This window comes from Pseudomonas sp. GM74 (assembly GCF_000282455.1).
GTDB lineage: Bacteria > Pseudomonadota > Gammaproteobacteria > Pseudomonadales > Pseudomonadaceae > Aquipseudomonas.
Genome location: NZ_AKJG01000076.1, coordinates 1 through 12111 on the forward strand (window position 1 = coordinate 1; position 12111 = coordinate 12111).

Here is a 12111-nt window from a genome sequence, read left to right on the forward strand (position 1 = left end):
GCGGCGTTCCGACGATGGCGTCCGGCCAAACAGCAAAAATCTCAATGCTTGTCGGCAATTTCCTCAAGATGATCCGCCACTTCCATCGGCTTGAGCACCAGCACGTCGCTCTCGACCGAATCGAGCACCACTTCCGCCGTATTGCCGATCAAGGCCCCTGACAACCCGGTGCGCGCCACGGTGCCGATGACGGTCACGGCTGCCTGCAGCTTGTGGGCCATGAACGGAATCAGCACGTCCGCCGGGCCTTCCTCGATGTGCAGGTGATCATCGTCAATGTCGAATTCCGCCTGGAACGCCTTGCATTGTTCGCGATAGCGCGCCTGGATGGTTTCGCTGAGTTGAAACGTCGGGTCGGCCGCCGACAGCATCGGCGACGGGTGGGCGCTGATCACATGCAGGTGGGCCTTGGCCAGGCCGGCGATGTCATAGCCATGATCGATGATGGTGTTGTGCAGGTGGCGATGTTCGTCGTCGGCGTTGCCCACGTCGATGGCCGCCAGGATCACTTTGTCTTGCCAGGAACCGGAGGTCTTGACCAGCAGTACCGGCGCCGGACAGCTGCGCAGCAGTTTCCAGTCATCCGGGGTTAGCAGGGCTTTTTTCAGCGCGCTGTCGGGAAAGTGCTGCTTGACCACCAGCCCACAGCCTTCAGCCTGCTGCACGTCGACGATGGTGTCATGCAGGGTGTCGCGCCACGCCTGCTCGGTGGTGACGCTGTAGCCGACTTCCAGCAGCTCGTCCTTGAGCGCCCTGAGGTGATCGGAGTGATCATGCTTCTTGTCACAGACCAGCAGGTGCAAGTGCGCCTGGGTCTTGCAGGCGATCAATTTGGCGCGGGCCAGGGCCAGGCTCTCATCCGGTGAGGGTTCGATGACCACCAGAATGCTGCGAACGGCTTGCATGTGCGGGATCTCCTGAAATTAAAAAGCACGGCGTTGCACAACTATAGTTGCTGTCTGCGATTCGGGGACTTGATGCATATCAACGGTTGGCGACTGGTGGTCTGCGGGCAGGCCGGTATAATCGGCGCCCTTCGTTTTGAACCTATTTTCCGTGAGCCCCATGATCCTTCCCGAAATTCACGAGTTCCTTGGCTGCCGCACCCCCGACGGCTGGATCCAGGCCGCGCTGGCCGATCAGGAAACCCTGCTGATCGACCACAAGAACTGCGAATTCAAGGCGGCGAGCACCGCGTTGAGCCTGATCGCCAAGTATCACTCCCACGTCGATCTGATCAACATGATGTCGCGCCTGGCACGGGAAGAGCTGGTGCACCATGAACAGGTCATGCGCTTGATGAAGCGGCGCAAGATCGAATTGCGCCAACTGTCCGCCGGGCGCTATGCGTCGGGGCTGCGCAAGGTGGTACGCAGTCACGAGCCGGTGAAACTGGTGGACACATTGGTGGTAGGGGCGTTCATCGAGGCCCGCAGTTGCGAGCGTTTCGAAGCACTGGTGCCGCATCTGGACGAAGAGCTGGGCAAGTTCTATTTCGGTCTGCTCAAGAGCGAGGCCCGGCATTTCCAGGGTTACCTGAAACTGGCGTACCAGTACGGCGATGCCAAGGACATCGCCTTGGTGATCGACAAGGTCCGCGCCGCCGAACAGGAACTGATCGAGTCGCCGGATGTGGAATTTCGTTTTCACAGCGGTGTGCCTGCGGCGGCCTGATTATTCGGTGTTGTTTTGCGGACGCCTTCGCGAGCAAGTCGAAGGGGCCATCAGCAACACAAAAGCTAACGGTTCAAACCCAGGCGTTCATGCCATTGCGCGATGGACTCTTCGGGGTACACATCAAACTGTTTATCCCTTGGCTGCGCCTGGACCTCAACCCACGGCGCCTTCGAACCCAGCATCAGGTGCGTGTGCTCCGGCGGCACCGGCAGCGGCGTGTCGATGGCCGAGGCAAACGGGTGAATCAATTCCGGCCACTGCGGGCTGAACAGCCATAAACCCGAGCCGCAGACCGAGCAGAAATGCCGCTCGGCCGTGCTGCTGTGGGCGCGTTTGTCACCTTCGTCCTTGAGCCGTGCGTGGTAGATCGCAATGTGCTTGCGCCCGCGCACCTTCAGGCTGGCGGCATCACCACCGAGGTTGATCGCATAGCCGCCGCCACCCTGGGTCTTGCGGCAGATCGAGCAGTAGCAACGCTGGTAAGGGTAGGGGTGGGCGCTGGTCAAACTGAACGACACCGCACCGCAATGGCAGGAACCTTCGAGTTGCATGGGGGCCTCCGGCTGTCTTGAGCGTACCCGGAACAGCCTAGACCGTCGGGGTTACCCTGGCTCTGTGTCTGGCGGTGATCCCTGTAGGAGCGAGCTTGCTCGCGATGAACGATAACGCGGTCCCACTGGACGCCCACCAACGGCCAAGTCAGCATGTCCACCTCGAAACGGGGACATGACCTGATGCGACGATTACCTTCCCTGGCAGCCCTGCGAACCTTCGAATGCGCTGCCCGCCACGCCCATTTCGGTCGGGCAGCGGCCGAGCTGTGTGTCACCGACAGCGCAGTCAGCCACCAGATCCGTCAGCTCGAAGAGCAGCTCGGCGTGCCGCTGTTCGTGCGCGAGGGCCGGCAGATTCGCCCGACCCTGGCCGCCGGGCGCCTGATGCAGAGCTTGCAGCAGGCTTTCGAACTGATTGGCGATGCCTGCGATGAACTGCGTGATCCGTCATCCCTGGCGGTGTTGCGTCTGGCGGTGACCGCCGAGCTGGCGCAAAAGTGGTTGATGAGCCGGCTCACCGATTTCTACGCGCGCTATCCGCACATCACCTTGCACCTGTACGAACAGCCGATCGACGCCACGGCGCCCGGGGAGGACATCGACCTGGCAATCACCTACGGCACCGGCCCGGTGGACAGCAGCGCGTATTTCGTCCGGCCTCTGCCGGCGTTGCAGTTCTTCCCGGTGTGCAGTCCCGGCCTGTTCAACCAGGGCACGCTGAAAACCCCGAAGGATCTGGCACGTCACTGCCTGCTGCACGACGACCAGGACGGCAAGACCTGGACCGCGTGGCTCACCAGCCATGCCGGCGATCAGCGCCCCGACCGGCAGCTGTATTTTGCTCATGCCGGACTGGCACTCGAAGCGGCCGCGCAAGGGCAGGGTGTGGCCATGGGCGACAACTTGACGGCCCAGGAAGATTTGCTCAGCGGTCGGCTGGTACGGCCATTTACGTCGAGCATGACCGCTTTGGGCCAATATGCGCTGGTGTGCGAACGGGTGCGGCTGGAGCGTCCGGCAGTGGCGCAGATGCTGGAATGGTTCAATGATCAGTTGCTCGATTGATGAGTTAGATTCAAGTATTCCGAAATAATCATCGTTGGCGAGCCAGTCGCCAACGCCCTTAGCCTGTGGTCATTCCAATCCCCGCTGAAGAGGTTTGACCATGGCCCGCTTGCTCGACACCACCCCCAAACAGGACGGTTTCCGTCTGCCCGGCGAATTCGAAGCCAAGTCCGGTTGCTGGCTCGGCTGGCCGGAGCGCACCGACGTCTGGCGCAACGGGGCCAAGCCGGCGCAGAAAGTCTGGGTGCAGATCGTCACTGCCATTTCCATGAGCGAGCCGGTCACCGTGTGCGCTTCGGCGGCACAGTTCGCCACCGCCCGACGTCAGTTGCCGCCGCAGGTGCGTGTGGTGGAAATGACCTGCAACGACACCTGGTTCCGCGACAGCGGCCCGTGTTTTGTGGTCAACGATCGGAGCGGCGAGGTGCGCGGCGTCGACTTCGAATTCAACGCTTATGGCGGGCTCGACGGTGGCCTGTACTACCCGTGGGACAAGGACGACCAGATCGCCAGCAAAATCCTCGAAATCGAAGGCTTCGACCGCTATCGCGCGCCGTTGATTGCCGAACTGGGCGGCATCCAGAGTGATGGCCAGGGCAGCATCCTGACCACCGAACAGTGCTTGCTCAACCGCAACCGCAACCAGCATCTGGGCAAGGACGAAGTCACCCGCCGCCTGACCGACTACCTCGGCGCCGAGCAAGTGATCTGGCTGCCACGGGGCTGCAAGTTCGACGAAACCGATGGTCATGTCGACGACCTCGCGTGCTTCGTACGTCCTGGCGAAGTGGTGTTGCAATGGACCGACAATCGCGATGACCCGCAGTGGGAAATCTATCAGGAGGCCTACGACATCCTGCGCAGCACCCGCGACAGTCGGGGCCGCGAATTGATCGTGCACAAGCTGCCGCAACCGGATGTGCTGGAGTGGACGGCCGAAGAAGCCGAAGGCCTGGACCAGCAGGACAGCACCCATACCCGCCAGGCCGGGACGAAGATCTGCGCGTCGTACATCAACTACTACGCCGGCAACAGCTCCATCGTGGTGCCGTTGTTCGGTGATCGCAACGACAAGGTGGCGCTGGCGACCCTGGCCGAATTGTTCCCGAAACACAGCATCGTCGGCATCGAAAACTCCCGGGAAATCCTCCTCGGTGGCGGCAACGTCGCGTGCATCACCATGCCGCAGTACGCCGGCAAAGGAGTGTGATCATGGGCCTGCACAAACTGACTCAAGCAATACTGCTGGTGCTTGCACCCCTGTGTGTGCAGGCCGCCGATACCGCCAGACCGGTGGTCAACCTGTACATCTGGGGCGAGTACCTGGCCCCGGACACCCTGAAGAATTTTGAAGCGAAAACCGGCATCCATGTGGTGGCCGACCACTTCGATTCCCTGGAAACCGTCGAGACCAAGCTGCTCACTGGCCGCAGTGGCTACGATCTGGTGCTGACGGCGGGGCAGCATCTGTCCCGGGCCATCGAGAGTGGCGCGGTGCAGACGATCGACAAACAGCAACTGCCGCATTTCGCCGAGGTCGGCGAGGAGTTCCGCCAGCACATGGCGGCGTTCGATCCGGGCAACCGCCATGCCGGGATCTACGCCTGGGGCACCACGGGCGTGGGCTATCAGGAACAGGCGGTCAAAAAACGCCTGCCCGACGCGCCGACAGACAGTTGGGCGATGCTGTTCGACCCGGCCGTCGTCTCGAAATTCGCCGATTGCGGGGTCAGCCTGCTCAACGATCCCAATGAAGTGTTTGCGGCGGTCATGAAGTACATGGGCCTGGACATCAACCGCCAGAACCTCGATGACCTGAAGCTGGCCGAGCAGCAACTGGCGAAGATTCGGCCCTACATTCGCTACTTCGACAATGACCTGAACATCAGCGACCTGGCCAACGGCAATACCTGCGTGGCGATGTCGTGGAACGGTAACGTGGCCATCGCGGCGGGCCAGTCAGAGGCGGCGGGCAAGCCGTATTCGCTCAAGTACCGGATTCCGAAGGAGGGCACGTTGATCTGGTTCGATGCCATGGTCATTCCCAAGGACGCACCGCACCCGAAGGCCGGCCTGGCGCTGATGGATTACTTGATGACTCCGGAAGTGATCGCGCCGATCACCGACACCATCCATTACGCCAATGCGATCACGGCGGCGGACGACTTGATCGACCCGGCGATTCGCAATGATCCGGGGACGTACCCGACGGCGGCGGTCAGGGCTTCGCTGTACAGCAAGAATGACAATGGCAAGGCGTTCAACCGGGCTTTGATTCGGGCGTTCAGTCGGTTGAAGTCGGGGTTGTGATCAGTTTCGGGTGATGTATTGACTGGGCTGACGCCTTCGCGAGCAAGCCCGCTCCCACAGTTGGAATGCGATCGAATGTGGGAGCGGGCTTGCTCGCGAAGAACGATAACGCGGTTTATTTGTTGGGCACCCGCCACAAATACCAGGAGGCTACCGTCCGGTAGGGGCTCCACGCCAACCCGATCTCGATCATCTGCTTGCGCGTCGGCTGCACCTGGAGCCCCTTGAGCCGTCGATAGCCCTCACGCACGCCAAAGTCATCGGCCGGCAGGATATCCGGGCGTTCCAGGCTGTAGATCAGCAGCATCTCCACGGTCCAGCGACCCACGCCACGCAAGGTGATCAAGCGTTCGATCAGCGCTTGATCATCCATGGCCAGCGCCGTGGCATAATCCGGCACCACGCCGTCCAGCGACGCCTGGGCGATGCCTTGAATGGTGGTGATCTTGTTCGCGGAAAACCCGCAACTGCGCAGTCGGTCGAAATCCGTGGCGACGATCTGTTCAGGCCTGGGAAACGAGCCTGAACCGAACAGCGCCAGCAGCCGGCCGACGATCGCATCGCCGGCCTTGGCGTGCAGTTGCTGATAGGCAATCGCCCGCACCAGCGACTCATACGGGTCACGGGCCGCATGGGGCTGGTGCAGGCACGGGCCGATGGCGTCGATGTGGTGGCGCCAGTCTTCATCGATGGAGGCCAGGAACGCACTGGCCGCCCGATAGCCGTCGGCCATGGGTTCAGGCATTCCCGGACGGTTTCAACAGGGCGTTCACTTCGCCATAGGTCAAGGCCTTCAGGTCGTGGGTATCGAACCGGCCGGTCTGCAGAAAACTTTTGGCGATGCCGGCCATGGCGCCGTAGAGAAATTCGGCGATGCCTGAACCGGCGGTCAGACGGCGTACGCCCAGTGCCTCAAGCGCTTCGGGCGACGGCAGGCCGGGGAACCCCAGCACATTCAGTGGCAGCGAGGTGCCGTGGCACAGCGCCTTGATCTCGTACTCGGCGGTTACGCCCGCCGCAAACAGGCCATTGGCACCAGCCGCCTGATACAGCGCAGCGCGCCTGAGGGTTTCGGCGACGCGATCTTCGGCGGGCACCAGACCCCGCAGGTAGACATCGGTACGTGCATTGATAAACAGGTTCACGTTGCGTCGGTCAGCCACCTGGCGCGCGATCTCAATCTTGCGTACCAGCAACTCCGGCGGTGAGGAACCGTCTTCGATATTGATCCCGACAGCGCCGGCGGCGATCACCGCATCAACCACCTGGGCCACCCGTTCCAGGTCATCGGAATAACCGGCTTCGATGTCCACAGTCAGTGGCACCGAAATGACCCGGGCAATCGATTCGACCGTCGAGACCAGGCGCTCAAGGGGCAGGGTGTTGCCGTCCGGATAGCCATGCACCCAGGCCACCGCCGCGCTGCTGGTGGCCACGGCCTTGTTGCCCAGTTGCTCCACCAGCCGCGCCCCGGCGGCATCGGCGACGTTGGTGAGGATCAGCAAACCCTCGTGATGCAGTTGGTGCAGTTGATTGTCGAGCCTGTCCATCGAGTTTCCTTCCTTATGAAAAATCTGTGGGGGGATCAGAACGCCAGTTGCTCCGTGAACTGCACCGCGGCGTTTTCCAGCCTGAGCAGAAACGCCTTGCGCGGCTGGCCTCCAGCGTAGCCGGTCAACGAACCGTCGGCACCGATCACCCGGTGGCAGGGCACGACAATCGATAAGCGGTTATGCCCGTTGGCCAGGCCCACCGCCCGACTGGCACCGGGCTTGCCCAGGCTCGCCGCGATGGCGCCGTAGGTGGTGGTCCGGCCGTAGGGGATCTTCGCCAGTTCAGCCCAGACCCGGCGGGAGAACTCGCTACCGGGCATGTGCAAGGCCACGCTGAACTCAGTGAGCGTGCCGGCGAAGTACGCGGACAATTGCGCTTCGATCTGCTGCAAATGCGCGTTGTGCCCCGGCGCCACGGCATAACCGAAACGGTTTTGCAGCGCTTGGACCGCAGGGTTCAGCGATGCCTGGTCGAGAAACTCCAGCAGCACCAGCCCGCGCCGTTCGGCCATGGCGATCATCGGCCCCAGCGGCGTGGTCAGGCGCGTGAACAGCAGCGGCTCGCTGTTGGCCGACCTGCCCGGGGTGATATGAAATGATTTCTGAAAGGCGTCGCGAAATCCGCTCAGGGACTCGTAGCCGGAATCGAAGGCGACGTCATCAATGGAGTCGCCCTGTTTGATCCCGCCCAACGCCATGCCCAGGCGCCGGGCGCGCAGCCAGGCGTGGAAGGTCATGCCGAAATGCTGCTTGAACCAGCGGCGCAGTTTCAGTGGTTCGATGCCAGCGGCCATCAGCTGGGCGTCAGTCCAGCGCTGCTCCGGGTCGGCGTCTACCGATTTGAACAGTGCCTGCACCCAGTCCGGCGCGCTGGCGGCGGTGTCCAGCGGTTTGCAGCGCAGACAGGCGCGATAACCCGCCGCCAGACACTGTTCGGCGTTGGCAAAGAACTCGACATTCTCAGGCTTCGGGCTGCGGGCAGTGCAACCGGGGCGGCAGAAGATGCCTGTGGTCTTGACCGCCGTGAAGAACACCCCCTCGTAGGAGGTGTCTCGCTCGAGCATGGCGCGAACCATCTCGGCACGGGGCGGAAGCAGCGTTTTTTGTAGGTTCATGGGCGCAGCATAGATCGCGTCATGGGCGACCTCCACCGGAAAATCGACAGCGAATTCCGGACTGGAAATTGATTTCACCCTTCGCGAGCAAGCCCGCTCCCACATTGAGCAAGTGCAAAGCCTTCAGGCGCGTCGCGCCATCAGCAACACCGATGCCGCCGCCGACAGCAACCCGGCGCAGCAACGGTTGAACATCCGCTTGCCCGACGGCCGGGCGAACCAGCGGCGCATGTGTAGGCCCATGTAGGCGTAAGCGCCGATGGCGATCCATTCCAGCACCAGAAACAGCGCCCCCAACACCACGAACTGCGGTGCAATGGCGTGGGTCGAGTCGACGAATTGTGGCAGGAACGCGGTGAAAATCAGGATCGCCTTGGGGTTGCCGGCCGCGACCAGGAATTCCTGCCGAGCCAGTGCCAGCGTGCCCACGGGGGCTGTGGTGACCAGATTTTCGACGCCAGGATCGGCGCGCCACAATTGCCAGGCGAGATAGAACAGGTAGGCAGCGCCGAGGATCTTGATGGCGTAGAACAGCAGTTCAGAGGTTTGCAGCACCACCGCCAACCCCGCCGAGGCCAGGGCAATCATCCCGGCGAACGCCAGCAACCGGCCGATGCCGGCCACACACGCGGTGCGGTAGCCATAGCGGGTCGAATTGCTGACCGACAGCAGGTTGTTGGGGCCGGGTGCCATGTTGAGGGCGAAGCAGGCCGGCAGGAACAGTGTGAGGGTGGCGAGGTCCATGGTGGGCTCCTGTAGCAAGAACGCTATTTTTATCACGGCTCAGCGGTGGCCAGACCCATACAGTCATGGGCGCAAACCACCGTACAGGGGGCTATCTGGCGAATTTCTTCGCCCCGGCCACGCAAAGGATCACGGCGACAGTGACACCCAGCATGCCTACGCTGACATGTTCATGCAGCAGGGTGGCGGCCAGGGTCAGCCCGAAGAAAGGCTGAAGCAACTGTAATTGCCCGACGGCGGCGATGCCCCCTTGGGCCAGCCCGCGATACCAGAACACGAAACCGATCAGCATGCTGAACAGCGAGACGTAAGCCAGGCTGAACCAGGCCGGCGTGCTGATGCCGCTGAACGAGGCCGGCATGCGCATCCAGCTGAGCGCCACCACGACCGGCAGCGACAGCACCAGCGCCCAGCTGATCACCTGCCAGCCACCCAGCGTGCGCGACAGCTTCGCGCCTTCGGCATAACCCAGGCCGCAGGCAAGGATGGCCAGCAGCATCAGGATGTCGCCTTGGGGGGACGCGGTCAGCCCTTGGGACAGAGCAAACCCGACCACCAGCAAACTGCCCAGCACCGAGAAGATCCAGAATGCCGCCCGTGGTCGTTCGCCGCCGCGCAGGACGCCGAACACTGCTGTCGCCAGGGGCAACAGGCCGACGAAGACGATCGAGTGCGCGGACGTCACGTATTGCAGCGCCAGTGCGGTCAACAGAGGGAAGCCGATGACTACGCCCAGGGCGACGATGGCCAGTGGTATCAGTTGCTGGGGCGCGGGACGTTTTTCCTTGAACAACCCCAGCAGGCACAGCGCCAGGACAGCCGCGATGGTCGCGCGGGCGACCGTCAGGAACACCGGGTCAAACTCCAGCACCGCCACCCGTGTCGCCGGCAGTGAGCCGCTGAAGATCACCACGCCGATCAGGCCGTTGATCCAGCCGCTGGTGCTGTTTTCCAGCGTCCGGTGTTGCAGGTTCGAGGTCCGTTCCATTTGGCTCACGCTCATTGTCTGATTGCTTGAAACTCATCCTATGAGCGACTATCGATACAATCAAAAAATTGTCATGGATACATCTCGACATGCCTCGATCCCGCTACAAAACACTGGTGGATGCCTTTGCCGCGGACATCCGTTGCGGGCGTTTGCCGCCTGGAACGCGTCTGCCGACTCACCGGCAACTGGCCACGGAGCACGGTCTGGCGCTGGTCACCGCCAGCCGGGTGTATGCCGAGTTGGAGGGCATGGGCCTTGTCAGCGGCGAAACCGGACGCGGGACCTTTGTCAGGGAAACCTCGCTGCCGCCGGGGCAGGGCATCTCGCAGCACGTGGTGGCGGCGGGGATGATCGACCTGAATTTCAACTACCCGTCATTGCCCGGTCAGGCCGACCTGTTGCGCACGGCCTTGCGTCAACTGGCGCTGTCCGGTGACCTGGAGTCCCTCCTGCGCTATCAGCCCCACGCGGGGCGCCTGCACGAGCGGGCCTCGGTCGCGCGCCATCTGCTTGAGCGCGGGCTGAGCGTGCCGGCCGAACAGGTGTTGATCGTCAGCGGTGCCCAGCATGGCCTGGCGGTGGCGATGATGACGTTGCTCAAGCCCGGTGATGTGATTGCCGCCGATGCGCTGACCTATCCCGGTTTCAAGACCCTGGCCGAAACATTGCACCTGGAAGTCTTGCCGATTCCGGTCACCGATACCGGGCCTGATCTGCCTGCCCTGGAAAAACTCTGCCGCAGCCGTTCGGTACGTGCCGTCTACTCGATGCCGACCTTGCATAACCCGCTGGGTTGGGTGATGAACCTCGACCAGCGCGGGCAGTTGGTGGCGATTGCGCGTCGGCATGACCTGACGATCGTCGAGGACGCCGCCTACGCGTTCCTGGCCGAAAACGTACCGCCACCGTTGGCCGAGCTGGCGCCGGAGAGGACGGTGTACGTGTCCGGCCTGTCGAAGAATGTCGCCACCGGGTTGCGTGTCGGTTTTATCGCCGCGCCCGCGCAATGGGTCGCCGCCTTCGAACGCACCATCATGGCGACCACCTGGAACACCCCGGGCGTGATGACTGCCATCGCCACCGCCTGGCTCGACGACGGTACTGTCAGCCAACTGGAGGAGCAAAAGCGCGCGGACGCCCGGGCTCGGCAAGCCTTGGCCCGCGAGGTGCTGGCAGGGCTCAGGACCATCAGTCACCCGAATTCCTACTTCATCTGGTTGCCGTTGGCGGAAGACGCCCGTGCCGACCGGATCGCCATGGCGTTGATGCGCGAGCAGGTGTCAGTGTCGCCGGCCGAGCCCTTCGCTATTTCGGCCCATGTGCCGCATGCGATACGCCTGGCGCTGGGTTCGGTGGACATGGATTCACTGCGGATAGCCCTGGGCAAGGTTAAAAACGTCGTTGGCTATTACTCGTAGCGGTGCAGGGCAGTTTTCTTCAATACGCGAGCCGTTCGGCTCTTTACCTTGAGGGCCTTGTTCAATTCGATGGAAGAAGGTGTGCAATGAGTCTGATGATGTCCATGGCAGCGTTTGCGCTGGTCGCTTCCATCACGCCGGGGCCGGTCAATATTGTGGCGTTGAGCTCCGGCGCACGCTTTGGTTTCCGGGCCAGCCAGCGTCACGTGGCCGGGGCCACCCTGGGGTTTGTCTTGTTGTTGGTGTTGATGGGGTTGGGCCTGCATGAGTTGTTGCAACAGTGGCCGGCGCTGACCCGGGTGGTGCAATGGGCGGGGGTGGCCTTTGTGTTGTACATGGCCTTCAAGCTGGCGGCCGACAATGGGCAGGTGCAGGCCAGTGAGTCGGCCCAGGCGCCGTCGATGCTGTATGGCGCCGTCATGCAATGGCTCAACCCCAAGGCCTGGCTGGCCTGCGTGGCCGGCATGGGCGCGTTTGTCGCCGATGGCGAGGCGCGCCTGGTCTGGCAGTTCGCCGCGATTTATCTGGTGATTTGCTATGTGTCAGTCGGTTGCTGGGCCTATGCCGGGACGTTTTTGCGCGGTTTTCTGAACAACGCAGCGGGTATGCGCCTGTTCAATCGCGCCATGGCGTTGTTGCTGGTGGTGAGTGCGGTGTATCTGTTGCTGCCGTAATGGCAGGCAC

13 protein-coding genes are annotated in these 12111 nt (G+C 62.5%); 6 read left to right on the plus strand and 7 right to left on the minus strand.

Annotation, left to right across the window (positions count from 1 at the left end):
• Positions 1 to 41: 41 nt before the first annotated feature.
• Positions 42 to 905 carry a universal stress protein gene (locus PMI34_RS11800; protein WP_008050800.1) on the minus strand — a complete coding sequence of 288 codons (864 nt, stop codon included), beginning with the start codon at positions 903 to 905 and terminating at the stop codon, positions 42 to 44.
• 160 nt (positions 906 to 1065) lie between these two features.
• On the opposite strand from PMI34_RS11800, the gene PMI34_RS11795 reads away from it, so the two are divergent.
• Entirely contained in the window at positions 1066 to 1674 is a 609-nt protein-coding gene (locus PMI34_RS11795) for a tRNA-(ms[2]io[6]A)-hydroxylase (RefSeq protein WP_008050802.1), read from the plus strand.
• A gap of 65 nt (positions 1675 to 1739) precedes the next feature.
• Here the strand turns inward: PMI34_RS11795 and PMI34_RS11790 are convergent, their stop codons facing one another.
• A complete protein-coding gene (locus PMI34_RS11790) occupies positions 1740 to 2228 on the minus strand; it encodes a GFA family protein (RefSeq protein ID WP_008050804.1) in 489 nt (162 codons plus the stop codon).
• Positions 2229 to 2411: 183 nt separating this feature from the next.
• Between PMI34_RS11790 and PMI34_RS11785 the strand changes: the two genes are divergently transcribed.
• From PMI34_RS11785 to PMI34_RS11775, 3 genes are all read left to right on the plus strand, one after another.
• On the plus strand, positions 2412 to 3296 hold the full coding sequence (locus tag PMI34_RS11785) for a LysR substrate-binding domain-containing protein (protein ID WP_008050806.1): 885 nt from the start codon (positions 2412 to 2414) through the stop codon (positions 3294 to 3296).
• Positions 3297 to 3396: 100 nt separating this feature from the next.
• Positions 3397 to 4506, plus strand: a complete 1110-nt coding sequence (gene aguA, locus PMI34_RS11780) for an agmatine deiminase (RefSeq protein ID WP_008050807.1) — start codon at positions 3397 to 3399, stop codon at positions 4504 to 4506.
• A 2-nt stretch (positions 4507 to 4508) separates the two neighbouring features.
• A complete protein-coding gene (locus PMI34_RS11775) occupies positions 4509 to 5606 on the plus strand; it encodes an extracellular solute-binding protein (protein WP_008050808.1) in 1098 nt (365 codons plus the stop codon).
• Positions 5607 to 5721: 115 nt separating this feature from the next.
• Here the strand turns inward: PMI34_RS11775 and PMI34_RS11770 are convergent, their stop codons facing one another.
• The 5 genes from PMI34_RS11770 to PMI34_RS11750 form a co-directional block, all read right to left on the minus strand.
• Complete coding sequence (locus PMI34_RS11770; protein ID WP_008050809.1) at positions 5722 to 6339, minus strand: DNA-3-methyladenine glycosylase family protein; 618 nt, start codon at positions 6337 to 6339, stop codon at positions 5722 to 5724.
• A gap of 4 nt (positions 6340 to 6343) precedes the next feature.
• Positions 6344 to 7156, minus strand: a complete 813-nt coding sequence (locus PMI34_RS11765; protein WP_008050810.1) for an isocitrate lyase/PEP mutase family protein — start codon at positions 7154 to 7156, stop codon at positions 6344 to 6346.
• A 35-nt stretch (positions 7157 to 7191) separates the two neighbouring features.
• Entirely contained in the window at positions 7192 to 8274 is a 1083-nt protein-coding gene (locus PMI34_RS11760) for a bifunctional transcriptional activator/DNA repair enzyme AdaA (protein ID WP_032829714.1), read from the minus strand.
• Between the two features lie 123 nt (positions 8275 to 8397).
• A complete protein-coding gene (locus PMI34_RS11755; RefSeq protein WP_008050812.1) occupies positions 8398 to 9018 on the minus strand; it encodes a LysE family translocator in 621 nt (206 codons plus the stop codon).
• A 91-nt stretch (positions 9019 to 9109) separates the two neighbouring features.
• Complete coding sequence (locus PMI34_RS11750) at positions 9110 to 10006, minus strand: DMT family transporter (RefSeq protein ID WP_008050813.1); 897 nt, start codon at positions 10004 to 10006, stop codon at positions 9110 to 9112.
• 89 nt (positions 10007 to 10095) lie between these two features.
• Between PMI34_RS11750 and PMI34_RS11745 the strand changes: the two genes are divergently transcribed.
• Complete coding sequence (locus PMI34_RS11745) at positions 10096 to 11427, plus strand: aminotransferase-like domain-containing protein (protein WP_008050814.1); 1332 nt, start codon at positions 10096 to 10098, stop codon at positions 11425 to 11427.
• An 86-nt stretch (positions 11428 to 11513) separates the two neighbouring features.
• Positions 11514 to 12101: a LysE family translocator gene (locus tag PMI34_RS11740; protein WP_008050815.1), complete on the plus strand. Its 588-nt coding sequence runs from the start codon at positions 11514 to 11516 to the stop codon at positions 12099 to 12101.
• Positions 12102 to 12111: the final 10 nt, after the last annotated feature.

Bases quoted from the DNA above. Each gene is read 5' to 3' on its own strand.
- PMI34_RS11795 (WP_008050802.1), top strand. From the start codon at position 1,066: ATGATCCTTCCCGAAATTCACGAGTTCCTTGGCTGCCGCACCCCCGAC.
- aguA (WP_008050807.1), top strand. From the start codon at position 3,397: ATGGCCCGCTTGCTCGACACCACCCCCAAACAGGACGGTTTCCGTCTG.
- PMI34_RS11775 (WP_008050808.1), top strand. From the start codon at position 4,509: ATGGGCCTGCACAAACTGACTCAAGCAATACTGCTGGTGCTTGCACCC.
- PMI34_RS11765 (WP_008050810.1), bottom strand. From the start codon at position 7,156: ATGGACAGGCTCGACAATCAACTGCACCAACTGCATCACGAGGGTTTG.
- PMI34_RS11790 (WP_008050804.1), bottom strand. From the start codon at position 2,228: ATGCAACTCGAAGGTTCCTGCCATTGCGGTGCGGTGTCGTTCAGTTTG.
- PMI34_RS11785 (WP_008050806.1), top strand. From the start codon at position 2,412: ATGCGACGATTACCTTCCCTGGCAGCCCTGCGAACCTTCGAATGCGCT.
- PMI34_RS11800 (WP_008050800.1), bottom strand. From the start codon at position 905: ATGCAAGCCGTTCGCAGCATTCTGGTGGTCATCGAACCCTCACCGGAT.
- PMI34_RS11770 (WP_008050809.1), bottom strand. From the start codon at position 6,339: ATGGCCGACGGCTATCGGGCGGCCAGTGCGTTCCTGGCCTCCATCGAT.
- PMI34_RS11745 (WP_008050814.1), top strand. From the start codon at position 10,096: ATGCCTCGATCCCGCTACAAAACACTGGTGGATGCCTTTGCCGCGGAC.
- PMI34_RS11755 (WP_008050812.1), bottom strand. From the start codon at position 9,018: ATGGACCTCGCCACCCTCACACTGTTCCTGCCGGCCTGCTTCGCCCTC.
- PMI34_RS11760 (WP_032829714.1), bottom strand. From the start codon at position 8,274: ATGAACCTACAAAAAACGCTGCTTCCGCCCCGTGCCGAGATGGTTCGC.
- PMI34_RS11750 (WP_008050813.1), bottom strand. From the start codon at position 10,006: ATGGAACGGACCTCGAACCTGCAACACCGGACGCTGGAAAACAGCACC.
- PMI34_RS11740 (WP_008050815.1), top strand. From the start codon at position 11,514: ATGAGTCTGATGATGTCCATGGCAGCGTTTGCGCTGGTCGCTTCCATC.